This is a genomic window from Ruegeria sp. AD9, from assembly GCF_056542305.1.
The window spans coordinates 1-23,805 of record NZ_JBQFZP010000016.1 but is presented as its reverse complement, the minus strand read 5'-3'; the positions used below and the strand labels follow the sequence as shown (position 1 = coordinate 23,805).

The 23,805-nt window shown below is 57.0% G+C and carries 25 protein-coding genes; 15 read left to right on the top strand and 10 right to left on the bottom strand.

Features of this window, described 5'->3' with window-relative positions; translation table 11 throughout:
• Nucleotides 1–224: 224 nt before the first annotated feature.
• The 6 genes from ACR0AM_RS18060 (at nucleotide 225) to ACR0AM_RS18035 (ending at nucleotide 6,815) form a co-directional block, all read left to right on the top strand.
• Nucleotides 225–1,808 carry an ABC transporter substrate-binding protein gene (locus ACR0AM_RS18060; RefSeq protein WP_480495867.1) on the top strand — a complete coding sequence of 528 codons (1,584 nt, stop codon included), beginning with the start codon at nucleotides 225–227 and terminating at the stop codon, nucleotides 1,806–1,808.
• A 68-nt stretch (nucleotides 1,809–1,876) separates the two neighbouring features.
• Nucleotides 1,877–2,971, top strand: coding sequence for a M24 family metallopeptidase (locus ACR0AM_RS18055; protein WP_480495869.1), 1,095 nt, complete (start codon nucleotides 1,877–1,879; stop codon nucleotides 2,969–2,971).
• Nucleotides 2,971–3,978: an ABC transporter permease subunit gene (locus tag ACR0AM_RS18050; protein WP_480477613.1), complete on the top strand. Its 1,008-nt coding sequence runs from the start codon at nucleotides 2,971–2,973 to the stop codon at nucleotides 3,976–3,978. Before ACR0AM_RS18055 ends, ACR0AM_RS18050 begins: the two co-directional genes overlap by 1 nt.
• Nucleotides 3,978–4,880: an ABC transporter permease subunit gene (locus tag ACR0AM_RS18045; RefSeq protein WP_480488831.1), complete on the top strand. Its 903-nt coding sequence runs from the start codon at nucleotides 3,978–3,980 to the stop codon at nucleotides 4,878–4,880. Before ACR0AM_RS18050 ends, ACR0AM_RS18045 begins: the two co-directional genes overlap by 1 nt.
• Nucleotides 4,881–4,884: 4 nt before the next feature.
• Nucleotides 4,885–5,862, top strand: a complete 978-nt coding sequence (locus tag ACR0AM_RS18040; RefSeq protein WP_480555657.1) for an ABC transporter ATP-binding protein — start codon at nucleotides 4,885–4,887, stop codon at nucleotides 5,860–5,862.
• On the top strand, nucleotides 5,859–6,815 hold the full coding sequence (locus ACR0AM_RS18035; RefSeq protein WP_480623614.1) for a dipeptide ABC transporter ATP-binding protein: 957 nt from the start codon (nucleotides 5,859–5,861) through the stop codon (nucleotides 6,813–6,815). Before ACR0AM_RS18040 ends, ACR0AM_RS18035 begins: the two co-directional genes overlap by 4 nt.
• Nucleotides 6,816–6,888: 73 nt before the next feature.
• On the opposite strand, the gene ACR0AM_RS18030 is transcribed toward ACR0AM_RS18035, so the two are convergent.
• Nucleotides 6,889–7,659, bottom strand: coding sequence for a transporter substrate-binding domain-containing protein (locus ACR0AM_RS18030; RefSeq protein ID WP_480520836.1), 771 nt, complete (start codon nucleotides 7,657–7,659; stop codon nucleotides 6,889–6,891).
• A 121-nt stretch (nucleotides 7,660–7,780) separates the two neighbouring features.
• Here ACR0AM_RS18030 and ACR0AM_RS18025 point away from each other — a divergent pair, with 121 nt between their 5' ends.
• From ACR0AM_RS18025 to ACR0AM_RS18015, 3 genes are read left to right on the top strand one after another with little or no spacing between them, the layout of a single operon-like run.
• Nucleotides 7,781–8,521 carry an amino acid ABC transporter ATP-binding protein gene (locus tag ACR0AM_RS18025; RefSeq protein ID WP_480520834.1) on the top strand — a complete coding sequence of 247 codons (741 nt, stop codon included), beginning with the start codon at nucleotides 7,781–7,783 and terminating at the stop codon, nucleotides 8,519–8,521.
• Between the two features lie 9 nt (nucleotides 8,522–8,530).
• The gene (locus ACR0AM_RS18020) at nucleotides 8,531–9,289 is read left to right on the top strand and encodes an amino acid ABC transporter permease (RefSeq protein WP_480520832.1); all 759 of its coding nucleotides are present in this window, start codon (nucleotides 8,531–8,533) and stop codon (nucleotides 9,287–9,289) included.
• An 11-nt stretch (nucleotides 9,290–9,300) separates the two neighbouring features.
• Nucleotides 9,301–9,636 carry a carboxymuconolactone decarboxylase family protein gene (locus ACR0AM_RS18015; protein ID WP_480477599.1) on the top strand — a complete coding sequence of 112 codons (336 nt, stop codon included), beginning with the start codon at nucleotides 9,301–9,303 and terminating at the stop codon, nucleotides 9,634–9,636.
• 31 nt (nucleotides 9,637–9,667) lie between these two features.
• Here the strand turns inward: ACR0AM_RS18015 and ACR0AM_RS18010 are convergent, their stop codons facing one another.
• Nucleotides 9,668–10,600 carry a hydrogen peroxide-inducible genes activator gene (locus ACR0AM_RS18010; RefSeq protein ID WP_480520830.1) on the bottom strand — a complete coding sequence of 311 codons (933 nt, stop codon included), beginning with the start codon at nucleotides 10,598–10,600 and terminating at the stop codon, nucleotides 9,668–9,670.
• 107 nt (nucleotides 10,601–10,707) lie between these two features.
• Between ACR0AM_RS18010 and katG the strand changes: the two genes are divergently transcribed.
• On the top strand, nucleotides 10,708–12,888 hold the full coding sequence (gene katG, locus ACR0AM_RS18005; RefSeq protein ID WP_480623613.1) for a catalase/peroxidase HPI: 2,181 nt from the start codon (nucleotides 10,708–10,710) through the stop codon (nucleotides 12,886–12,888).
• 69 nt (nucleotides 12,889–12,957) lie between these two features.
• Here the strand turns inward: katG and ACR0AM_RS18000 are convergent, their stop codons facing one another.
• From ACR0AM_RS18000 to ACR0AM_RS17975, 6 genes are all read right to left on the bottom strand, one after another.
• Complete coding sequence (locus tag ACR0AM_RS18000) at nucleotides 12,958–13,800, bottom strand: fumarylacetoacetate hydrolase family protein (protein WP_480623612.1); 843 nt, start codon at nucleotides 13,798–13,800, stop codon at nucleotides 12,958–12,960.
• 18 nt (nucleotides 13,801–13,818) lie between these two features.
• Nucleotides 13,819–14,574, bottom strand: a complete 756-nt coding sequence (locus ACR0AM_RS17995; protein ID WP_480623611.1) for an SDR family oxidoreductase — start codon at nucleotides 14,572–14,574, stop codon at nucleotides 13,819–13,821.
• A 139-nt stretch (nucleotides 14,575–14,713) separates the two neighbouring features.
• Nucleotides 14,714–15,544: an amidohydrolase family protein gene (locus ACR0AM_RS17990; protein ID WP_480520821.1), complete on the bottom strand. Its 831-nt coding sequence runs from the start codon at nucleotides 15,542–15,544 to the stop codon at nucleotides 14,714–14,716.
• Complete coding sequence (locus ACR0AM_RS17985) at nucleotides 15,541–15,969, bottom strand: RbsD/FucU family protein (RefSeq protein WP_480623610.1); 429 nt, start codon at nucleotides 15,967–15,969, stop codon at nucleotides 15,541–15,543. The genes ACR0AM_RS17990 and ACR0AM_RS17985 overlap by 4 nt, the downstream gene beginning before the upstream one ends.
• Nucleotides 15,959–17,011, bottom strand: a complete 1,053-nt coding sequence (locus tag ACR0AM_RS17980) for an aldo/keto reductase (protein ID WP_480623609.1) — start codon at nucleotides 17,009–17,011, stop codon at nucleotides 15,959–15,961. The genes ACR0AM_RS17985 and ACR0AM_RS17980 overlap by 11 nt, the downstream gene beginning before the upstream one ends.
• Nucleotides 17,008–17,745, bottom strand: coding sequence for a GntR family transcriptional regulator (locus tag ACR0AM_RS17975; RefSeq protein ID WP_480623608.1), 738 nt, complete (start codon nucleotides 17,743–17,745; stop codon nucleotides 17,008–17,010). The genes ACR0AM_RS17980 and ACR0AM_RS17975 overlap by 4 nt, the downstream gene beginning before the upstream one ends.
• A gap of 81 nt (nucleotides 17,746–17,826) precedes the next feature.
• On the opposite strand from ACR0AM_RS17975, the gene ACR0AM_RS17970 reads away from it, so the two are divergent.
• From ACR0AM_RS17970 to ACR0AM_RS17955, 4 genes are read left to right on the top strand one after another with little or no spacing between them, the layout of a single operon-like run.
• Nucleotides 17,827–19,380 (top strand): UxaA family hydrolase, encoded by a 1,554-nt coding sequence (locus tag ACR0AM_RS17970; protein ID WP_480495888.1) that lies wholly within the window; start codon nucleotides 17,827–17,829, stop codon nucleotides 19,378–19,380.
• Between the two features lie 41 nt (nucleotides 19,381–19,421).
• On the top strand, nucleotides 19,422–20,945 hold the full coding sequence (locus tag ACR0AM_RS17965; RefSeq protein ID WP_480623607.1) for a sugar ABC transporter ATP-binding protein: 1,524 nt from the start codon (nucleotides 19,422–19,424) through the stop codon (nucleotides 20,943–20,945).
• Entirely contained in the window at nucleotides 20,945–21,952 is a 1,008-nt protein-coding gene (locus ACR0AM_RS17960; protein ID WP_480477577.1) for an ABC transporter permease, read from the top strand. Before ACR0AM_RS17965 ends, ACR0AM_RS17960 begins: the two co-directional genes overlap by 1 nt.
• A 44-nt stretch (nucleotides 21,953–21,996) precedes the next feature.
• Nucleotides 21,997–22,941, top strand: a complete 945-nt coding sequence (locus ACR0AM_RS17955) for a substrate-binding domain-containing protein (protein ID WP_480623606.1) — start codon at nucleotides 21,997–21,999, stop codon at nucleotides 22,939–22,941.
• Between the two features lie 54 nt (nucleotides 22,942–22,995).
• Here the strand turns inward: ACR0AM_RS17955 and ACR0AM_RS17950 are convergent, their stop codons facing one another.
• Together ACR0AM_RS17950 and ACR0AM_RS17945 are read right to left on the bottom strand one after the other, a co-directional pair.
• Entirely contained in the window at nucleotides 22,996–23,295 is a 300-nt protein-coding gene (locus ACR0AM_RS17950) for a CcdB family protein (RefSeq protein WP_480623605.1), read from the bottom strand.
• A complete protein-coding gene (locus tag ACR0AM_RS17945) occupies nucleotides 23,295–23,525 on the bottom strand; it encodes a type II toxin-antitoxin system CcdA family antitoxin (RefSeq protein WP_480623604.1) in 231 nt (76 codons plus the stop codon). Before ACR0AM_RS17945 ends, ACR0AM_RS17950 begins: the two co-directional genes overlap by 1 nt.
• Between ACR0AM_RS17945 and ACR0AM_RS17940 the strand changes: the two genes are divergently transcribed.
• The coding region (locus ACR0AM_RS17940; protein WP_480623603.1) for a hypothetical protein at nucleotides 23,513–23,805 on the top strand (293 nt) is incomplete at its 3' end. The two genes, ACR0AM_RS17945 and ACR0AM_RS17940, sit on opposite strands and share 13 nt — an antisense overlap.

Below are 23,805 nucleotides of genomic sequence, written 5' to 3'. Positions count from 1 at the left end.
GTGTTGCCCTTCGTGATTTCCTTGGGGCAGGGCGCTTTCAGGTTCAAGACACGCCCTGGCAACAGGAATCTTTCACGAAAGTCAGTGACAGAGCCGGTTGACAACAGGTTTTGTATTTTGGATACATTTGTCAGGGATATCGCAACGACCTGTATTGTCACTGAACGCTCTGACGACAAAGAGCCCTGCGATTGTCTTGCCAAGTCCATTTCTGGGAGAAAATCATGAAACTCAATCTTCTGGCCGCAACCACGGCAATAGCCCTGTCGGGTGCCGTGGCACAGGCAAATACCCTGGTGTATTGTTCCGAAGGTTCACCCGAGGGGTTTGACCCTGCACTGTTTACCGCAGGGACTACCTTTGATGCCTCGTCGCATCCCATTTATAACCGGTTGCTTGAATTCGAAACCGGTACAACCAATGTGATCCCCGGTCTGGCTGAAAGTGTCGAGGCCAGTGATGATGGCCTGGAATACACGTTCAAGCTGCGCCAGGGTGTTAAATTCCATTCGAATGACGAATTCACCCCGACCCGAGACTTCAACGCTGATGACGTAATCTTTTCGTTCATGCGCCAAAAGGACGAGAACCACCCCTATAACCAAGTGTCTGGCGGCACGTGGGAATACTTCCAGGGTATGGGGATGCCGGATCTGGTCTCTTCTATCGAGAAGATTGATGACTACACGGTGAAGTTCACCCTGTCCAAGCCAGAGGCACCCTTTGTTGCGAACATGGCGATGGATTTTGCTTCGATCATGTCAGCCGAATATGGCGATGCTATGATGGCTGCCGGAACGCCTGAAAAACTGAATACCGCGCCCATCGGGACCGGGCCTTTCTCGTTCGTGGCCTACCAGAAAGACGCGGTGATCCGCTATGCGGCCAATGGCGACTACTGGAAGGAACCGGCGCAGGTCGAAAACCTGATCTTTGCCATTACGCCGGACGCGTCTGTTCGCTACCAGAAGCTGAAAGCTGGCGAGTGCCATGTGATGCCTTACCCGAACCCGGCTGACATTCAGGCGATGAAGGATGATGCAGACATCAACATGATGGAGCAGGAAGGGCTGAACGTCGGGTATCTTGCCTACAACACCACGATGGCGCCGTTCGACAACCCCAAGGTTCGCAAGGCGTTGAACATGGCGATCGACAAGCAGGCGATCATCGACGTGGTTTTCCAGGGCTCGGGCCAGGCTGCCAAGAACCCGATCCCGCCAACCATGTGGGGCTATAACGACGCCATCGCGGACGATCCATATGATCCCGAAGCGGCCAAGGCCATGCTTGAGGCCGAAGGCGTCTCGGACCTGTCGATGAAGGTCTGGGCGATGCCGGTTCAGCGCCCCTATAACCCTAATGCCCGCCGCATGGCCGAGCTGATTCAGGCCGATTTTGCCAAGGTTGGTGTGGGCGTCGAAATCGTCTCGTACGAATGGGGCGAATACCTGTCACGATCGAAAGAACTGAACCGCGATGGTGCTGTTTTGCTGGGCTGGACCGGGGATAACGGCGATCCGGACAACTTCCTGGCCGTTCTGCTGGGTTGTGACGGTGTCGAAGCATCGAACCGCGCGCAATGGTGCCACCAGCCGTTCGAGGATCTGATCCTGAAAGCCAAGCAAAGCACCGATCAGGCCGAGCGGACCAAACTGTATGAAGAAGCTCAGGTCGTGTTTAAAGAGCAGGCCCCATGGGCAACCATTGCTCACTCGGTTGTATTCATGCCGATGAGCAACAAGGTGCAAGGCTACAAAGTGCACCCGCTGGGCGGCCACATCTTCTATGGTGTGAGCGTCGAGTAAGCCACCACTCACTCACCGGAGCCGCCTGTTTGGCGGCTCCGGCTTTCTTATTGAGGAGGTCGGCCTGAATGCCGGATCTGTCTGAATATCGTCAACTGGCACGGGACATGTCAGTCGACGCTGTTGCTCTTGTACCTGGCCCGAATTTCACCCGCGCTTTGGGAAAAGCTTTCATGAGCCACGAACGGCCCTTCGTGGTCGTTGTCCCGCCTGAGGGACAGGCCGCGGCGATTGTGCCCAATCTGGAACTGGCCTCATGGGATCTTGTCGGGTTCGAGGGCGCTGTTTTCGATTGGCGCGATCAGACCGGTTATGACGATGCGTTTACCGCATTGGCCGCACAAATGCCGATCCGCTCGCTTGCGGTGGAAGGTCAGGTGATGCGGGTTTTCGTCTCTGCGGCGTTCACCCGTGCTTTGCCGGGCTTACGGATCGTCGACGGTGAACGCGAAATCTCGGGCCTGCGCATAATTAAGACCGATGAAGACATTGCTGCGATGCAGGCGGCCATCGATATCTCGGAACGTGCTCTGGGTCGTGTGGTTGCAGATGTGCGTGTCGGCCAGACCGAAAAACAGATCGAGCAAGCCCTGATACAGGCGCTGTTTGCAGAAGGGGCCGAGTCACTGGCGTTTTCACCCATCGTAGCGGCTGGCGACAATTCGGCACGGCCGCATGGGAAAGCGCGCAACGACTACCAGATCAGGGCAGGCGACGCGTTACTGTTCGATTTCGGTGCCCGCAAAGATGGTTTCGCCGCCGATATTACGCGAACTTTCTTTGTTCAGGACGTGTCAGACGAGGGCAGGGAAGTCTACGATGCCGTTCTGCGCGCCAACAAAGCCGGGTTCGAAGCCTGCCGCCCGGGTGTAACGGCCCATGACATCGACGATGCGGTCATAAGCGTGCTCGAGGCCTCGCCATTTGCGGATCGTATTCGCACCAAAACGGGTCACGGGTTGGGTCGGGATGTGCATGAGGCACCTTATATCATGCGTGGGAATCATCAGAAAATCCTGCCGGGTATGGTCTGGACGAATGAACCAGGTCTGTATGCGCTCGAAAGTTTTGGCGTTCGCATCGAAGATGATGTGCTTGTCACTGAGGATGGCTGCCGGTCGCTGACCCATTTCCCCAAAGAGCTTACAATCATAGGTCGCTGATGTTTGGTTACTTACTCACCCGCATTGGCCTGTTCGTCCCGACCTTTCTGGGCGTGACGTTGATTTCATTCATGTTTATCAGGGTGCTACCGGGTGATCCGATCATCGTCATGGCCGGCGAGCGCGGCATGACTGAAGAACGCTACCAGGAAATGGTAGAAAAGCTGGGTTTCGACAAACCGGTGTTGCAGCAATACTGGGAATACCTTGCCGGAGTTTTGCAGGGCGATCTCGGCGAAAGCTTTGTCACAAAAAAACCGGTCTGGGAGGAGTTCTTTTCGCTGTTCCCCGCGACAATGGAACTTTCGCTCTGCGCCATGATCTTCGCCATCGCATTGGGTCTGCCTGCCGGTGTGATTGCGGCGGTAAACCGGGGGAAGTTTTTTGACAGGGCACTGATGTCTTCGGCATTGGTCGGATATTCGATGCCCATCTTCTGGTGGGCGCTGCTGCTGATCATCGTGTTTTCGGGCAATCTTGGCTGGACACCGGTGTCCGGCCGGATCGACCTGCTTTATTACTTCCCAAGTGTCACTGGCTTTATGCTGATCGACAGTCTTTTGTCCGGACAGGAAGGCGCATTCGGGTCGGCCGTTCGTCATCTGATCCTTCCGACGATTGTGCTGGGTACTATTCCGCTGGCCGTGATCGCGCGTCAGACCCGGTCGGCGATGCTGGAGGTTCTGGGCGAGGATTACATCCGCACCGCGCGTGCCAAAGGGTTGTCGCCGACCCGGGTAAACGGGCTGCATGCGCTACGTAACGCGCTGATACCGGTTGTCACGGTGATCGGGTTGTCGGTTGGTACGTTGCTGGCGGGGGCAATTCTTACTGAAACCATCTTCAGCTGGCCGGGCATCGGCAAGTGGATGGTCGACAGTATTTTCCGCAGGGATTACCCGGTGGTGCAAGGGGGTTTGCTGATGATCGCGGTGATCGTGATGCTGGTGAACCTGCTGGTCGATGTTTTGTACGGCATCATCAACCCCAAAATCCGGAGACGATGATGACCGAGCTTTCGTCGAACCAACCAATGGCCGAAAATCGTCCCAGCGCACTGCGAGAGTTCTGGTACTATTTCAGCGAAAACCGCGGTGCCGTGATCGGGTTGTGGGTTTTTGCCGCCTTTGTGTTCTGTGCGGCCTTTGCCCCTTTGTTGGCCCCCTATGATCCGACCGAACAGTTCCGGGACCATATCCTGCAACCCCCTGCCTGGCAGGAAGGCGGAAGCTGGGCCTTCCCGTTGGGCACCGATCCATTGGGCAGGGATATGCTGTCGCGGCTGATCATGGGTTCACGCTATTCCTTCTTTGTGGGGATCGTTGTGGTCTGTGTTGCCGTAACGGGCGGCGTAATGGTCGGCCTTCTGTCGGGTTTTGCGCCCAAATGGGTTGATACGTTGATTATGCGGGTGATGGACATCGTCCTGGCTTTCCCGTCTCTGCTGCTCGCCCTTGTTCTGGTCGCCATTCTGGGCCCATCACTGACCAATGCGATGATTGCTATCGCCATCGTGTTTCAACCGCATTACGTGCGCCTGACCCGCGCGTCGGTTCTGGCGGAACGGCAGAAAGACTATGTGACCTCGGCTCGTGTGGCCGGTGCTGGCAAGTCGCGGCTGATGTTCATCACGGTATTGCCCAACTGTCTGGCGCCAATCATCGTTCAGGCGGCCCTGTCTTTTTCGACTGCCATTCTGGACGCGGCGGCCCTTGGGTTTCTGGGCATGGGCGCGCAGCCCCCCACACCAGAATGGGGCACCATGCTGGCTGAAGCGCGCGAGTTCATCCTGCGCGCATGGTGGGTTGTAACCTTCCCCGGTCTCGCGATTCTGGTCACCGTGCTTGCCATCAATCTGATGGGTGACGGGTTGCGGGATGCCCTGGACCCGAAACTGAAACGGAGCTGATCGCATGAGCCTTTTGCAGATCCGTAATCTGACTGTCGAGTTCGCCACATCTTCGGGTAGTTTCCGCGCCGTGGACGGTGTTGACCTGTCGGTCGACAAAGGCGAATTGCTGGCCATCGTCGGCGAAAGCGGTTCGGGCAAGTCCGTGTCGATGCTGGCACTGATGGGCTTGCTGCCCTGGACCGCCACGATCACCGCCGATGAGATGAGCTTTGAGGGCCGTGACCTGTCCGGTATCTCGGCCCGCGAACGGCGCAAGATCATTGGTAAGGACATGGCGATGATCTTTCAGGAACCGATGTCCTCGCTGAACCCCTGTTTTACTGTCGGGTTTCAGATCAAAGAGGCATTGCGCATCCACCTTGGCCTGAACCGAAAAGAGCGTCACGAGCGTGCGGTCGAATTGTTCGATCAGGTTGGCATTCCCGCGCCTGAAAGCCGCCTGAATTCCTTTCCGCATCAAATGTCAGGGGGCATGAACCAACGGGTTGTGATCGCGATGGCCATTGCCTGCAACCCCAAGCTGCTGATCGCGGATGAACCGACCACGGCGCTGGACGTGACCATTCAGGCGCAGATTCTGGATCTGTTGATCCGGTTGCGTAATGAGCATGGCATGGGTCTGGTTCTGATCACCCATGACATGGGTGTCGTGGCGGAAACCGCCGAGCGGGTTCAGGTGCAATATGCCGGGCAAAAGGTTGAAGAACAGCCTGTCAGGGATTTGTTTCGAACGCCGCGTCATCCCTATACCACGGCCCTGCTAAGTGCTTTGCCGGAGCGGGCAACGTCCAAGATTCTGCCGACGATTCCAGGTGTTGTCCCTGGGCAATTCGACCGGCCAAAAGGATGCCTTTTCAGCCCACGGTGCCGCTTTGCCGATGCGACCTGCGCTCAGACCCCGCCGACCCCTCATGCCGAGGCATTTGGCAAGGCGCGCTGTCACCATGTTGAAAAGATTGCCGCCGGAGAGCTGGTATGACCACACCTATCGTTCAGGCCAACGCCCTGGCCCGGTTTTACACGGTCAAAGGCGGGTTGCTGTCCAAACCCGCAACCGTAAAGGCGCTGTCGGGGGTGGATTTCGACCTGCAACCGGGAAAAACATTGGCCATTGTCGGAGAGTCAGGCTGTGGCAAGTCTACGCTGGCCAGACTGATCACAATGATCGAAGAACCAACCTCGGGCAGCCTGACGATAAACGGGGTCGAAATTACCCCTTCGCAATGGAGCAAGATGCGAGAGACGGTGCAGATCGTCTTTCAGGATCCCTATAGCTCGTTGAATCCGCGTCAGCGCATCGGCCAGATCCTGCAGGAACCGCTGATCATCAACCGGCCTCAGATGACGGCCGCCGACCGTGAAATGCAGGCACGCAAGATGATCGAGATGGTGGGCCTGCGCCCGGAACATTATGACCGCTATCCGCATATGTTCTCGGGTGGGCAGCGCCAGCGGATCGCCATTGCGCGGGCGCTTATGCTGGACCCAAAGGTGCTGGTTCTGGATGAACCTGTCTCGGCACTGGATGTGTCGATTCAATCGCAGATCCTGAACTTGCTGGTCGATCTTCAGGAACGGCTGAACTTGGCCTACCTGTTCATTTCACATGACTTGTCGGTTGTCCGGCATTTCGCCGACGACGTGATTGTCATGTATCTGGGGCGCGCGGTCGAAAAAGGTCCGAAAGAGAAGCTGTTCGCTGCTCCCCGACATCCGTACTCCAAGGCGTTGCTCTCCACGACGCCCCGTGCCGACCCGGATGCCCGGAAAGAGCGGATCAAGCTGGAAGGCGAGTTGCCGTCACCCATGAACATCCCGAAAGGGTGCGCTTTTGCGCAACGATGCTGGCTCGCGACTGAACAGTGCAGGCAAACATTGCCTGAACTGGATGATGAAATCCTTCAGGTTGCGTGTCTGCATCCTCTTTTCTGAAAAACCAGATGGCCAGCGAAAACGCCCGGGCCTTAGGACCGGGCGTTAGAAAATCCGCACGTCCTTGAAGGCGTCAGAGCCCCCATTTATCGCGGTTTGCTTCAAAGAAGCCTTCCGCTTTTTTCACTTCGATCCAGTTGTTAACATAATTTATCCAGATCTGGTCGCCTTGTGGCAGGATCATTGCAATCGGCGAAGGTGATCGGGGGCCAGCGTTTTTCACGCGCTCTACTGGAAATTTCTCCTCTAGTGTCGATCCTTCGATGTTCGACGTGATGAACACATCAGCACGACCGGCGATAACTTCCTGAAAACCGCGGGCTGGGGCCTCGACCACCTTGATCTCGGCGTCAGGGAACCACTCGCGGACCCGTTTTTCAAACGTGGTGCCCAAAGTCGTCGCGACCTTAACTCCGGGTTGATTGATCGAGTCATATCCGTCGAATTTGTCGGCCTTTTCCTTGGTGGTGTAGGGGAAGAGTTCCACCGAGATATAGCTGTCGGAAAAACCCGCAACTTTCATGCGCGGTGGTGAAATCGATGCCGACCCGGTCAGGTGGTACTTGCCCGCGACCACACCATTCACCAGTGTTTTCCAGTCGGTGGGGACAAATTCGACCTCAACGCCAAGATCGGCGGCCAGTGCATTCATAATGTCGATGTCGTACCCTTTGTAGCTGTTGGTTGCCGGGTCGCGCAGTGTCATAGGGTTCCAGTCACCTGTGGTGCCAACCTTGAGCACGCCGGAATCCAGAATCTCGTTCAGCGCAGATTGCGCCTGTGCGGAACCTGACAATACAAGCCCCAACACGGCAGCCGCCGCGGCTTTCCAAAAAACGCTCATAGGTATCTCCCGTTGGTGGCGTTACGATCTTGTGATCGTATTCTTCATTGATTTAAGTCTAAAGGGAAAGACAACCTCAAGAAAATTTTATACTGAGGCTAAAATAGGGGCAATTCAGCTTATGCCAGACGCCGCAATCGAACTTGTGGATGTGAACAAGTGGTTTGATACCTTTCACGTTCTCAAGGACATCAATCTGACAGTCAACAGCGGCGAAAAGGTGGTAATATGCGGACCTTCCGGGTCAGGAAAATCGACCGTTGTGAGATGTATCAACCAGTTGGAAAAGCACCAGAAAGGTACCATTCGTGTAGACGGGATTGAGCTGACGGATGATGCAAAATCTGCGGCAACCATTCGGTCAGAAGTCGGGATGGTTTTCCAGCAATTCAATCTGTTTCCACATTTGACCGTTTTGGAAAACCTAACTCTGGGCCCGATCAAAGCGCGCGGCCTGAGCCGGAAGGACGCGGAAGAAAAAGCGCGCCATTATCTGGATCGGGTACATATTCCCGATCAGGCGGACAAAAAGCCCATGCAGTTGTCCGGTGGTCAGCAACAGCGCGTGGCCATCGCGCGGTCCCTGTGCATGGAGCCACGCGTGCTGTTGTTTGATGAACCCACGTCGGCGCTGGACCCCGAGATGATCTCGGAAGTGTTGGAAGTTATGGTGGAACTGGCGAATGAGGGCATGACCATGGTGGTCGTGACCCACGAGATGGGGTTTGCCCGCAAAGTGGCTGACAAGATGATCTTCATGGATGCTGGTGAGATCGTCGAAGAAGGCAAGCCGGAACATTTCTTCTCCAACCCTCAGTCTGATCGGTGTCGCAAATTCCTGTCACAGATACTGCAGCACTAAGAGGGGCAGATGAAAAAACTCTTTATGATAATGCCCCTGCTGATGCTCACAGGCTGTTCGTCGTCCCAGACCTGGGGTTGGTATGTGATCAACCCGACCACAGCATCGGGTTGGATCAATGTAAAATTCCTGATCTCAGGGATGGGGGCAACGATCCAGATTTCACTGATCGCGGCCGTGTTGTCGATCGTACTGGGGCTGATGGTGGCCCTGCCGGGATTGTCCGAGAAACGCGGCTGGCGACTGGTCAACCGTGTTTACGTTGAATTCATTCGCGCCATTCCCCTGCTGCCGATGCTGTTCTGGGTCTTTTACGGATTGCCCATCGTGTTCAAGTCGATGGGCATGAATGTCCCCATCGATCCCTTTTGGGGTGCGATCATCACATTGGCGATTTCTGACAGCGCCTTCACTGCCGAGATTTACCGCGCAGGCATTCAATCCATTGCGCGTGGTCAGAGCGAAGCGGCGCAGACCATCGGGTTGAACTATGTGCAGACCATGCGCTATGTGATCCTGCCGCAGGCAGTCCGGCGCATTCTGCCGCCCTTGGCAAACCAGTTCATCTACATCGTCAAGATGAGCGCATTCGCCAGCGTCATCGGGATGCAGGAACTGACCCGGCGCGCGAATGAGCTGGTGGTCACGGAATACCGCCCGTTGGAAATCTATACCCTGTTGATCTTTGAATACCTGATCCTGGTTCTGATCATCAGTGCCGGTGTGCGCTGGCTGGAGCGTCGCATGGGCGCGGACGAGCGCGGATAAGGAGAATGGATATGGACTGGAAAGCTTTCATGGCCGAGACCGAGGCCAATATCGGAACTTTTTCGAAGGAAGTGCCCGAAACCGTGCGCGGCTTTGGCATCATGGGCAAGGCCGCCAAGACCGATGGCGCGCTGAGTGAGAAAACCAAGGAATTCATGGCCCTTGGCATCGCCATCGCGACCCGCTGCGACAGCTGCATCGGATTTCACGTGCGTTCCCTTGTCCGGCTGGGTGCCACCCGAGACGAGATGTGCGAGGCATTGGCAATGGCGACCTATATGGGTGGCGGGCCGTCTTATGCCTACAGCGCCAAAGCGTTGAAGGCATATGATGTGTTTTCCGGGTAATTGCCGCGCATAGCACTAAAGCGGTTAGTGATCAGCCGTTTGGTTCCGGTTTCATTTGCCCCATGCCTCCAGCGTTTTCTTCGGCGGTTTTGCGAATAATTGCGCCAATTTTCAGGAGGTTTTCGCCCAGCGGGTTGGTCTTTCGCCAGATCAGGCCGATGGTCCGGGTTGGTGGAGTATCCTGAAAGCGGGCGATGGACACGTCGGCAGACCGGGTTTCCAGCCCCACGGCCATTTCCGGTATCAGCGTCACACCGATGCCCGCCCCGACCATCTGCACCAGTGTGGACAGAGAGCTGCCCTCCATAATGTGTTGCGGTTCGATATTGCGGATCGAACAGAACGAAAGCGCCTGATCCCTGAAACAATGCCCTTCTTCCAGCAACAGCAGCCGCATGGTTCTGAGCTGTGACGAACTTGGCATTGGCAACCCGGCGTCCCGCGCCGGGCGAACCAGCAGAAAGTCTTCGTTAAACAACGAAAATTCCCGAAGGCTAGGTTCCGAGACCGGCAAAGCGACAACGGCAAAATCCAGTCTGGAGTCCAGAATTTCGCCGATCAGGGTTTGGGTGATGGTCTCTTTGGGTTCGATCGTCAGCTGCGGGAATCGTTGCGACAGTGCCTTAATGATTGATGGCAGCAAATAAGGCGCGACCGTGGGGATGACCCCGATTCTGATGCGACCCGACAAGGGACCAGCGGAAGATTGCACAAGATTCCCCAAATCTTCGACCCGCGTCAGGATTTCGCGGCCATGTTTTAGGACATCTTCGCCAAGCGCGGTCAGGCGGGTTTCGCGTGCTGCGCGTTCGACCAAGGGGCCACCCATTATGGCCTCCAGCTCCTTGATTTGTATGGAAAGCGCGGGTTGCGATATCGCGCTGGCTGCCGCCGCCTTGCCAAAGTGGCCGTGGGTGGCAAGCGCTTCGAAGTAGCGCAGGTGTTTAAGTGTGAGTGACTTCATAGGAAAAATTAATCGCAATGATAGTAATTACAAATTTCCAATTATCGAAACCGTAAGGTACGAGTCAAGACATCTGAACCCCTCGGTAAATACTCAGGAGATTTACAATGGACGGTAATCCCCACAATCACCAATCCGGCGGCTGCCCAATCTTGCATGGCGGGAACACGGGCACGGGCAACTCTGTCACCAAATGGTGGCCGGATGCGCTGAACCTGGACATTCTGAGCCAGCACGACACCCGCACCAACCCGATGGACGCGGATTACAACCACCGCGAGGCAGTCAAAGGGCTGGATTTCAACGCTGTTCGTGCTGACGTCGAAGCGTTGCTGACCGACAGTCAGGACTGGTGGCCGGCCGATTGGGGCCACTATGGCGGCCTGATGATCCGACTGGCGTGGCACTCTGCCGGGTCGTACCGTCTGGGGGATGGTCGTGGTGGCGCAGGCTCGGGCAACATCCGTTTTGCACCGCTGAACTCATGGCCGGATAATGCCAGCCTTGATAAAGCGCGCCGTCTGCTCTGGCCGGTGAAAAAGAAATACGGCAATGCGCTGTCCTGGGCAGACCTGATTGTTCTGTCGGGAACGGTTGCCTACGAAGCCATGGGTCTGAAGACCTTTGGCTTTGGCTTTGGCCGCGAAGATATCTGGGGCCCGGAAAAAGACGTCTACTGGGGTTCGGAAAACCAGTGGCTGGCTCCGTCCGAGAACCGCTATGGCGATCTGGAAACCCCCGGCACGCTGGAAAACCCGCTGGGCGCGGTGCACATGGGCCTGATCTATGTGAACCCCGAAGGTGTGAACGGTAATCCGGACCCGGCGAAAACAGCGCTGCACATCCGCGAAACCTTTGCCCGCATGGCGATGAATGACGAAGAGACGGCGGCGCTGACCTGCGGTGGTCACACAGTCGGCAAAGCCCATGGTGCGATGGCAGGCGATCATATCGGCGCCGAGCCCGAAGCCTGCCCGGTCTCCGGTCAGGGTCTGGGTTGGAACAACCCCGATCAGAACGGCAAGGCAACCAACGCATTCACCTCTGGTATCGAGGGTGCGTGGACGAAAAACCCGACCAAATTCGACATGGGCTTTTTCGATTACCTGTTCGGATATGAGTGGGAATTGGGTAAATCGCCCGCGGGTGCACAACAGTGGCAGCCTATCGAAATGCCGGAAGATGAAAAGCCGGTCGACCCGACCGACCCTTCGGTTCGGCGTATGCCGGTCATGACCGATGCGGACATGGCAATGAAGATCGATCCGATTTACAATGCGATCTGTCAGAAGTTCATGGCCGACCCGGATTACTTTGCCGACACCTTTGCCCGCGCTTGGTTCAAGCTGACCCACCGCGATATGGGGCCACGCGTCAACTACTATGGCCCAAACGTCCCGTCAGAAGAGCTGATCTGGCAGGACCCGGTCCCTGCGGGTTCGACCGCGTATGACGTCGGTGCCGTCAAGGCAAAGATCGCCGACAGCGGTTTGACCGCGGTCGAGATGATCACCACCGCGTGGGACAGTGCCCGTACCTTCCGTGGCTCGGACAAACGCGGCGGCGCAAATGGTGCGCGTATCCGTCTGGCACCACAGAAAGACTGGGCAGGGAACGAGCCCGAGCGTCTGGCAAAAGTGCTGGGCGTGCTGGAGCCGATTGCAGCGGAAACCGGGGCCTCGATCGCCGACGTGATCGTTCTGGCGGGTAACGTCGGTCTGGAACAGTCGATCAAAGCCGCAGGCTTTGACGTGACGGTTCCGTTCTCGGCCGGTCGCGGCGACGCAACGGATGAGCAGACCGATGCCGATAGCTTCTCGGTGCTGGAGCCGCTGGCGGACGGGTTTAGAAACTGGCAGCTGAAGGAATTCGCGGTATCACCCGAGGCGATGATGCTGGACCGAGCGCAACTGCTGGGTCTGACCGCTGCCGAAATGACGGTTCTGGTGGGCGGCCTGCGTGTGCTGGGTACCAATCACGGCGGATCGGCGCATGGGGTCTTCACGGACCGCGTGGGTCAGTTGACCACCGACTTCTTCGTCAACCTGACGGATATGTCGCTCAGCTGGCACCCGGTTGACGGCGGCACATATGAGCTGCGTGATCGTGCCTCGGGTGAGGTCAGGTTCACCGCAACCAGCGCGGATCTGGTATTCGGCTCGAACTCGATCCTGCGTGGTTACGCCGAGGTCTATGCCCAGGACGATAATGCCCAGAAGTTCGTGCGCGACTTCGTGGCGGCCTGGACAAAGGTCATGAACAACGACCGGTTCGATCTGGTAGCCTAAGTCAAAAATTATCAGGCGAGGTTTCCCTCGCCTGATAATGTATTCGGGCTGACATCTGGTTGTGCCCGATTATCCCGCGATCACATTCTGTTCTTGAATGCCCAGACCTTCGATGCCCAGCTCCATCGTGTCGCCGGGTTTCAGATAGACTTGCGGGTTTTGCCCCATGCCCACCCCCGGCGGAGTTCCGGTCGAGATCACATCGCCCGGTTGCAGGGACATGAATTGCGACAGGTGTGAGATCACAGTTGCCACGCCGAAATGCATCGTCCGGGTCGAGCCGTCCTGATAACGGTGGCCGTTGACCTCAAGATACATCGGTAGATTCTGTGGATCTGCTATCTCGTCCCGCGTCACCAGCCATGGACCAATGGGGCCGAATGTGTCTGCCGACTTGCCCTTGACCCACTGCCCCGAGCGGTGAAGCTGAAAATCACGTTCTGACAGGTCATTGACCACACAATAACCTGCGACGTGATCCATTGCTTCGGCCTCGGAGATGTATTTCGCTTCCTTGCCGATCACCACGCCCAATTCGACCTCCCAGTCGGTCTTGACGGACCCGCGCGGGATTTCCACCGTGTCGTTCGGCCCGATAATGGCCGATGTCGCCTTGAAAAAGATCACAGGTTCCTGCGGCAATTCCATACCGCTTTCTGCCGCGTGGTCGGCATAGTTCAGGCCGATGCAAATGAACTTGCCCACATGGCCGACACACGCCCCTAAACGGGTGTTGCCTTCAACCATCGGCAAATCTTGTGCATTCAGCGCGCGCAGTCGCGCCAACCCTTCGTCGCTGAGAACGTCGCCCGAAATATCGTCGATGACGCCTGACAGGTCGCGAATTGTGCCATCGTCGTGCAGCAGCCCGGGCTTTTCAGCACCCAAGGCGCCAAACCGCAGTAGTTTCATATTGTGATCCCTTTCAGCTTAAATCGCCCATCCGCCATCAATGGCAAAGGGCTGACCAGTGGTAAATGCACTGCTGTCGCTCGCAAGGTAGAGCGCCAGATCGGCAATCTCGTCCGCGGTTCCAATGCGCCCCATTGGCTGGCGGGCGATGAAATCCGTCATCGCCTTTTCGTAGTCGCCCGTCGCCCGCAAACGCTCGTGCAGGCTGGGGCTGTCGACAGTGCCGGGACAGATGGCGTTGCACCGAATGCCTTGCGTGACGAAATCGGCGGCGATCGACTTGGTCAGGCCAATTACGGCAGCCTTTGATGCGCAATATACAAACCGGTTTGGAACGCCCTTCATCGACGAGGCGACCGAGGACATATTGATTATCGATCCTCCGCCGTTTCCTAACATCGCGGGCAGGGTCAGACGGATCATGCGATACATGGCCTTCACATTAAGATCGAAACTGAAATCCCAGTCGTCCTCTTCACAGTCAAGAATGGTTCCGTTTGCCACGTAACCCGCGCAATTGAACAGGATATCCAGCGGTGGCAACTCAGCCACGGCACGTTTCACGGCATGCGCATCTGTCACGTCGAGATGGATCGGAGAGATCCCGTCGATTTCCGAAAGCTCGGCCAATGTGGTTTCGTTGATGTCGCTGGCAAAGACATGCGCGCCTTCGGCTGCGAACAGTTCGGCCGTGGCACGTCCGATGCCCTGTCCAGCGGCGCTGATGAATGCGGTTTTGCCTTTTAGTCGGTCAGAAGGCTGATGCGATGTCATTCTGGTCCTCATGGTTTTCCCGAAACCGGGTGGTGTGTTGGGGATAACTACCCGTCTGTTCGCGCCTCAGGGAAAACACTGGGCAGGATCAGCGGGCGCAAAGCAGTGCGTCGCGTGTTTGGGGTCCGGTGCAGCACCATCAAATCCTGATGTGATAAGCCTTGGCCGCATTCCCTCCGAGGATGGTTTCGCAGTCATTGGAGGAAAGTGCGCTTAGCAGTTCAGCGGTTGCATCGATCCAGCGTTCATAGCTGCTGGCCAGTGTGCAGACCGGCCAGTCGCTGCCCCAGATCAACCGCGATGGTCCGAACGTGTTCAGTAAGTGATCTACATAGGGGTACAAGTCCCGAACCGTCCAGTCAGGCGCAGCTTCGGTGACAAGACCGGACAGTTTGCAGAACGCGTTGGTGTCCCGCGCGATGGCGGCCATGTCTTCGGCCCACCCGTCAAGTACACCCTCCCGGATCAGAGGTTTCGAACCATGGTCAATCACAACCCGCATGTTTGGGTGCCGCGCCACAAGTTGACGTAACGGGCCTAGGTGTCGGGGTAGGGTGAGGGCATCAAAAGTCAGATCGTTTGACTGGATGGCCTCAAAGGCAGGCGTCAGTGCCGAGTCGAGCATCCAGTTCGGATCAGCGATGTCTTGTATCATCGGCCGCAATCCAACCAAAGCGGGATGAGCGGCAAGTCTGGTGATTTGTGCACGCGCATCAGGGGCGTCAAAATCGACCCAGCCAACCACACCCTTGATAAAGGGTGTCTTGTCGGCCAGTGACAACAGGTACTCCGTCTCGGCGACGGTCGGCGCGGCCTGAACCAGAATTGTCCCGTCGATGCCCTGTGCTTGCAACAATGGCGCAAGGTCATCTGGCCCGAAGTCCCGGTAAATCTGGCCCAGGTTGGGTGTCAGCCACCCATAGTCACCACGCGACAGCGCCCAAAAATGCTGATGGGCGTCGATCTTCATGCGATCACGCCCTTCTTCAGAATGATGTTGCCGTAGAGCCTGCGCTCGCCGGTCTGAATGATGGCAAATGCGGATGCCGCGCGTTGGTAGAAGGCGAACCGGTCCAGACCCTGAATTTGCGCGGGGTTATCAGCCTGCGCGTCGATGATCTTTTGGAAATCTGCGACGGCCTCGGGCACGGCTTCGGGATCACCGACAACCTGCATGGTCAGCGCGGGGTCGGGCACGAATGTATCCAGCGGCATGACAGACAACACGGCGCCAAGCAGGTCGCTTGCTGTTGAACCATCCGCACGGATGCAGTCGGGCCCAAGGCTTGAGCCCGGGAAATTGGCGTCCGCAATAACGATTTCATCGCCATGGCCCATGGCGCGCAGGGCGTACAGCAATTCAGGAGACAGCAGCGGGTCGAGGTTACGCAGCATTGACAGGTTCCTTGGGCAAGGGGGCATCTGACCGGATCAGGCCTTCGGTACGCAGGTCTGACCAAAGCTGGGCGGGGATGGAGCGTTCCAGCAGGGCGACATTGGCTTGAACCTCGGCCGCGTTAACAGCGCCCGGAACAACCGTTTTCACGGCGGGGTGTCCCAGAACAAATTGCAGCGCGGCTGCGATCAGTGGTGTGCCATGGGCCGCACAGACGGCTTCGATCCTGCGCACCCGTTCAAGAATATCCTCAGGCGCATCGGAATAGTTATACTTGGCCCCTGGCACCGCTCCGGTAGCGAGGATGCCCGAATTATACGGCCCGCCCAGAATGATGCCCACATCACGCTTTTCGCAAAGCGGCAGAAAACTGTTCAAGGCTTCCTGTTCCAAAAGCGTATACCGACCCGCCAGAAGAAACCCGTCGAAATCGCCAAGACCCAGCAGTTTCTCGCAAACCTGCCATTCGTTCACGCCCGCGCCAATCGCGGCGATCTCGCCTGCGTCTCGCAGTTCAACCAGCGCCTTGTAACCGCCGTCATCGAACAACTCGCGCACTTTGGCGTCTGACATTTCCTGACTTCCCTGACTGAAAGCGCAGACGTCATGCACCAGAAGAATGTCTGCATTGGCAACACCGATCCGGTCCCGGCTTGCCTCATATGACCGCATGACGCCGTCATAGGTATAGTCGAACACAATGCGTTTCTGCGGAACGTCCACAAACGCTTCGGGCGTCACCTCATGTGGTTCGCAATCCAGCAGTAGACGACCAATTTTGGTCGATAGCTGGATGTTCTCACGTCCAAACCGCCTGATCGCTTCGCCAAAGCGATACTCGGACCGGCCCAACCCGTATTGCGGCGCGGTGTCGAAAAACCGGATGCCTGCGTCAAATGCGGATTGGAGCGCAGCTTGCGCATCAGCATCCGAGACCTTGCGATAAAGATTGCCCAAAGGTGCGCCGCCAAACCCCATGCGGGTCAGCGGCACGGGCCGGGACGTTCTGTTGTTCAGAAGAGCGGTTTGCGAAACGGTCATCCTGCCTCTCGGGTGGTTTGGGGCGTTAAGTTGAACAGCTGCGGTCTTTCCTGTTGCAGCCGTTCGATCCGAGGCATCAGTTGGCCAAGGTGATGGCGCATGGCGTCTTGTGCCGCACGTTCGTCATGGGCATTGATGGCATCGAATATCGCCCGGTGTTCGGCCAGTGTTTCCGCAATGCGGCCGGGTGTCGGCAACAGCAACATCCGTGCGCGGCTGACCTGTAGCGACACGGTCTGTGCCACATCCGGCAGGCGAAGCATCCCGGTGAACGCCATCAACAGGGCGTGAAATTCCTCATCTGCGTGATAGAACCCGGCAATGTCTTCATCTTCGATCAACAACTGTTGCAGGCGCACATTGCGGCTCAGCTTTTTGCGCTGATCTTCGGTCAGGTCACGCGCAACCTTGGCCACTGTTGCCAGCTCCAAGGCCTCTCGCAGAAAGGCGCCTTCGCGAATTTCATCCATCGAGAAAAAGGACACACGTGTACCCGATTGCGGCACCACATCCACCAGCCCTTCGGCGGAAAGCCTGGTTATGGCGTCCGCGACAGGTGCGCGGGACACACCCAACTGCGCGCAGATCGGCGCCTTCCGAAGGTTAGCGCCGGGAGGGAAATCCAATGCCAGGATCGCCTGTTTGATGGATTGGTAAACCCGCTGCGCGAGCGACCCCTCAAGTGTTGAAATGTCGGGCAGGCGGGTGGCGTCAATGTCGTATGGGTGGTTCATAAATCTGAACTATCATACTAACATGTTAGTTGACAAGAGCGGTTTATCCCCGTAGCTCTGTGGCGAACAAGCGGGGAATCCATGCACCCAGTTTCAGAGATCAAAGCCCCGGGCGGCCCGGCCCGTGACACAATCCGGCTGAACCCGGATGACAACGTGATCATCGCGTTGCGCGACCTGAAAGCCGGCGCGCAACCGGATGGGTTATCGGTGCAGCTTCCCACGGAAATCGCACGCGGGCACAAGATCGCCACCGCCCCGATTGCGGCAGGTGAGAATGTGATCCGCTACGGACAGATCATAGGTCAGGCCAAAGCGGATATCGCCGCGGGCGAGCATGTTCATGTCCATAATCTGGGTATGGGGGCGCATCAGCAGGACTACGCATATGCAAGCGCGAACACGCCGCTGCCCGAGATTTCAGGCTCCCGTATCTTCCAGGGCTTCCACCGCGCCGATGGCAAGGTCGGCACGCGCAACTACATCGGCATTTTGACAACAGTGAATTGCTCTGGCTCCGTGGCGAGGTTCATAGCCGAAGCCACCGAGAAACGGGGCTTGTTGGACGCGTACCCGAATGTGGACGGTATCGTCCCGATCGTTCATGGCACCGGATGCGGGATGTCGGGAAAAGATGAAGGCTATGCCACACTGCTCCGGACATTGGCTGGATATGCCCAGCACCCGAATTTCGCCGGTATCCTTCTGATCGGTTTGGGGTGCGAGGTGATGCAGGTAGCCGATCTGGTTGGGGGTCGTCCGATCCGTCCTGATGGCGTGCTGCGTTACATGACCATTCAGAGTGAGGGCGGTACGCGCCGTACCATTGAACGTGGATTGAACGAACTGCGCGGGATTGCCGAACTCGCGAACAAGGCCGAACGCGAACCTGCGCCGATCAGTGCGATAACGGTTGGAATGCAATGCGGCGGGTCGGATGGCTATTCCGGGATCACCGCCAATCCCGCTTTGGGTTATGCCTCGGATTTGCTGGTGCGGCATGGCGGTACGACGATCTTGTCCGAAACCTCGGAAATCTACGGTGCAGAACACCTTTTGACCCGGCGGGCCGAGACCGTTGAAGTCGGGGAAAAGCTGATAGAACGCATTCGCTGGTGGGAGGGGTATACTCACCGCAACGGTGGTGAGATGAACAACAACCCTAGCCCCGGCAACAAACGCGGCGGGTTGACGACCATTCTTGAGAAATCGCTGGGCGCTGTCGCCAAAGGCGGAACCGCGCCCTTGCGCGGTGTTTACAAGTTTGGCGAGAAAATCGACAGGACCGGGTTTGTTTTCATGGACAGCCCCGGTTTCGACCCATGCTCGGTCACGGGGCAGGTGGCATCAGGCGCGAACCTGATCGTGTTCACCACCGGGCGGGGCTCGGTTTCGGGTTATCAACCAACGCCCTGCATCAAGCTGGCAACCAATTCCGAAATGTATGCCCGGATGTCGGAAGACATGGATTTGAACTGTGGGGACATCGTCACAGACGGCGTGAGCATCGAGGCAAAAGGCGAAGAGCTGTTCGAAATGCTGATCCGCGTTGCATCGGGTGAACAAACAAAAAGCGAAGAACTTGGCTTTGGAGGGGTCGAATTTGTCCCCTGGCAAATCGGCGCGGTGATGTAGGCCGCACCACCCCTTGGGGAGAGGGGTGTTTGGGAGGGTAAATGACAAAATTGGTCGACATGTCGGGGATCGAGAAACACTTTCCCGGAGTCCATGCGCTGAAATCAGTGCAGTTCGATCTGGTGCCCGGTGAAGTCCATGCGCTGATGGGCGAGAACGGTGCAGGCAAAAGCACGCTGATGAAAATCCTTTCGGGGATCTATCAGCGCGACGGCGGCACACTGCAAATCGAAGGGCGTAATGCAAACCCAACCACGCCACGCGAGGCGCAGGCTTTGGGTATCGGTATCATCCATCAGGAACTGAGCCTGATGAATGATCTGACGGTGGCACAGAATATTTTTATTGGCCGCGAACCTCGTAAACGGTTTGGCCGACTGAACGATGCCGCGTTGAATGCACAGACAGCCGAGATTTTTGCGTCCATGAACCTAAACCTCGACCCTAGGGCGCAGGTCGGCAGTCTGACCATCGCCAAACAACAGATGGTCGAGATCGCCAAGGCCCTGTCTTTCCGGTCCAGGGTTCTGATCATGGATGAACCGACCGCGGCCCTAAACGATGCTGAAATTGCCGAGCTGTTCGTCATCATCCGCCGTCTGAAGGCCGAAGGCGTGGGCATTGTCTATATCAGCCACAAAATGGATGAGCTGAAGCAGATCGCTGACCGGGTCACGGTGATGCGCGACGGAGAATACGTTGGCACAGTTGACGCGGCAGCAACGCCGATCAGCCAGATTATCGCGATGATGGTAGGTCGCGAAGTCAAGGAAGAGCCGCTGGTTCCCCCCGATCTGAGCGATGCCGAAGTTTCGCTGGAAGTGACCGGGCTGTGTCGGGGTCACGAAATCCACGATGTCAGCTTCTCGGTTCTGAAGGGTGAAATCCTGGGCTTTGCCGGGCTGATGGGGGCCGGACGTACCGAAGTTGCGCGGGCAATCTTCGGGGCAGATCCCAAGGATAGCGGAGAAATCCGGGTGCATGGGCAAGTGGTCTCGATCCGCACGCCATCCGATGCCGTCAAGGCGGGCATTGGCTATCTTTCCGAGGATCGCAAGCATTTCGGCCTCGCCACCGGGATGAGCGTTCGTGACAATGTTGCCCTGGCGTCGATGGATATGTTCACCGGACATGTCGGTGTTTTGAACGACGGCGAAATCAGCACGACAGCCAAGGGTTACATCACGCAGTTGGGTATTCGCACACCTTCGGACACGCAGGAGGTACGGCTGCTGTCCGGGGGCAATCAGCAGAAAGTTGTCATTGCCAAATGGCTGCTGCGGGATTGCGATATCCTGATTTTCGATGAACCCACGCGCGGTATCGACGTGGGCGCAAAATCTGAAATCTACAAGCTGTTGGAAGAACTGGCCGGGCAGGGCAAGACGATCATCGTGATTTCATCGGAACTGCCCGAGATCATGCGCCTAAGCCATCGCATCGCTGTGATGTGTGAAGGCCGGCTGACCGGCGTTCTGCCGGGCGGCAAAGACACCACTCAGGAAGACATCATGCATCTGGCGACCCAGCGGGTGGCAGCGATGCAGGTAACAGGAACAGCGTAATGACCTCAGCAACGGATATCGAAAAGAAAAGCCCGCTGGCGGGTCTCTCCGAAAGCGGCGCCTATCAAAAGCTGCTGGCCTTCGCCAGCTTGATTGCCTTGCTGATCGGGTTTTCAATCGCGTCGCCGAATTTCATGCAAACCTCAAACATGATCGCCATTTTGCAGGCGACATCGGTCAATGGGGTGCTGGCGGTTGCTGCAACACTGGTCATCATAACTGGCGGGATTGATCTGTCCGTGGGAACTCTGATGACGTTCTGCGCCGTCATTGCCGGTGTCGTGCTGACCTATCTCGGAATGCCGCTGTTGCTGGGGGTTGTGGCAGCGATTGCGGCGGGTGCGTTCTGCGGGCTGTGTTCGGGCACCTTTGTCGCCAAGATGAAAATCCCGCCCTTCATTGCCACGCTAGGTATGATGCTGATCCTAAAAGGGTTGTCGCTGGTGATCTCGGGCACGCGGCCCATCTACTTCAACGACACGCCGGGTTTTGACCAGATTTCGCGCGGGTCGCTGATCGGAGAGGTTTTCCCTGCTTTGCCGATCCCAAATGGCGTGCTGATCCTTTTCCTTGTTGCCATTGCAGCTTCGTACATTCTGGGGCGCACGGTTCTGGGCAGATACACCTTTGCGCTGGGATCGAACGAAGAAGCGGTGCGCCTTTCGGGGGTGAATACCGATCTTTGGAAGATGCGCATTTACGCTCTGGCAGGTGCGATCTGCGGTATCGGTGGAATCCTGATCGCGTCGCGTCTGAATTCGGCGCAGCCCGCGCTGGGGCTTGGCTACGAGCTGGAAGCTATTGCTGCCGTCGTGATCGGGGGCACGTCCCTGTCCGGTGGGCGCGGTACGATCCTTGGCACCCTGATCGGTGCCCTGATCATGGCAGTTCTGACCAATGGTTTGCGGGTGCTGTCCGTCGCGCAGGAATGGCAGACCGTTGTCACCGGCGCGATCATCATTCTGGCCGTTTACGCCGATATGGCGCGGCGCAGGAAGACAGGTTGAACATTCACAAAAATTAGAAACGAAGACCAACTGGAGGAGAAGACATGCTAACACGTCGTTTCATTTTGGGGGCCCTGAGTGCGGCCAGCCTTTCGATACCTGCATCAATGTCATCAGCGGAAGACATATATATTCCGCTGGTGTCCAAAGGGTTTCAGCACCAGTTCTGGCAGGCGGTAAAGTCGGGTGCGGAACAAGCCGCCGAGGAATACGGTGTCACGATCACCTTTGAAGGCCCGGACAACGAAACCATGGTGGATCGTCAGATCGACATGCTGGCGGCGGCCTTGGCCAATAACCCCAAGGCCATCGGTTTTGCCGCTCTGGACAGCCAGGCCGCCATTCCACTGTTGAAGCAAGCTGATGAAAAAGGCATTCCGATCATCGCCTTTGACAGTGGCGTTGACAGCGACATTCCGGTTTCTACAGCAACCACAGACAATCAGGCCGCGGCTGCGCTGGCTGCGGACAAGATGGCCGAGATGATTGGCGGCAAAGGCAAAGTGGCCGTTGTTGCGCATGACCAGACCAGCCGCACAGGCATTGATCGGCGTGACGGCTTCGTCAATCGTATTGCTGAAAAATACCCGGACATCGAAGTTGTCACGGTTCAATACGGTCAGGGTGACCACCTGAAATCGACCGAGGTGACCAAAGCAATCCTTACGGCGAACCCCGATCTGAATGGCATCTTCGGCACCAACGAGGGCTCGGCCATCGGTGTGGTGAACGGGGTGCAAGAACTGGGGACCGAGGGGCTGGTCATCATCGGGTATGACAGCGGTAAGGCCCAGAAAGATGCGATCAAAAGCGGGTTGATGGCGGGTGCAATCACTCAGAATCCCGTGGGCATCGGGTATGAAACCGTCAGGGCTGCTGTAGCTGCGATGAAGGGCGAAGAAGTTCCTGCCCTGATTGATACCGGGTTCTACTACTACGACGCATCCAACATCGACGATCCGAAGATCGCGGCAGTGCTGTACGACTGATTTTCATTGTCATACTTATTTCTGGCTCTTGGTTCTCCAAGGGCCAGAAGCTTGTCAGAATCCCTGCATCAGCATGTCGATGCCGGCGGTGATCTGCGCAAAGTGATCATCAAGGTTGTCGACTGGCGATTTTAGAATGCCCACCGGAACGGCAGCCATGAATTGGGTCGCCATTACAAACGGTTTGCCCTGGATATCAAAGACGGGATTGAGCCGGGTGGCTGGGATCGGCGCCGTCGCTTCGGGAAGCAGGGGCACGACGACGCGTGTGTTCAACCCGCTCAGCAGATCGCTCTGGATGTCCAGAAGATACCCGTCACCTGACGGGTCGGGGAACACGTCGTATTTTGGCATCAGAACTGTCTGTAGGCATCCAGCGGTAAGCCATTATGCTCGACATACGCGTTGGAACTCTCAAGTGCGGCCTTGTTTTCGGCTTTCCAGCGTTCAGCTTTTGCGCTGGCGACTGCGGCCCGAATGCCGTCTTCGGCTGCGCGGGATAGGTTGATCTTCAGATCCCGCGCCTCGGACAGCATATCGCCATCCAGTGATAGATTTGTCGGTCTACGAGATGGAGCATTCATTTGGTTACCCTCAAGACTGCGCCATTTTACCACTACGCCATATGCGCGTCAAACATGCGCATATTGCTCGACGCGCGGAAAATCTCTGTTCAACGGCACGTGGCAATCAGGAAGTTATTGGCCTGAAAAGAGCATTGCGCTCTGTTCTTGAGCTCCCCCTATTACTGTGCGACTTTTTGTTTGTGTTTGTTGAACTGTTGGTCGAAGAGGTTTTTGAAGGGGCCGTTTTTCTGCATGAGTTGGTCGAGGTTTCCCTGTTCGGCGATAGCGCCGTCCTGGA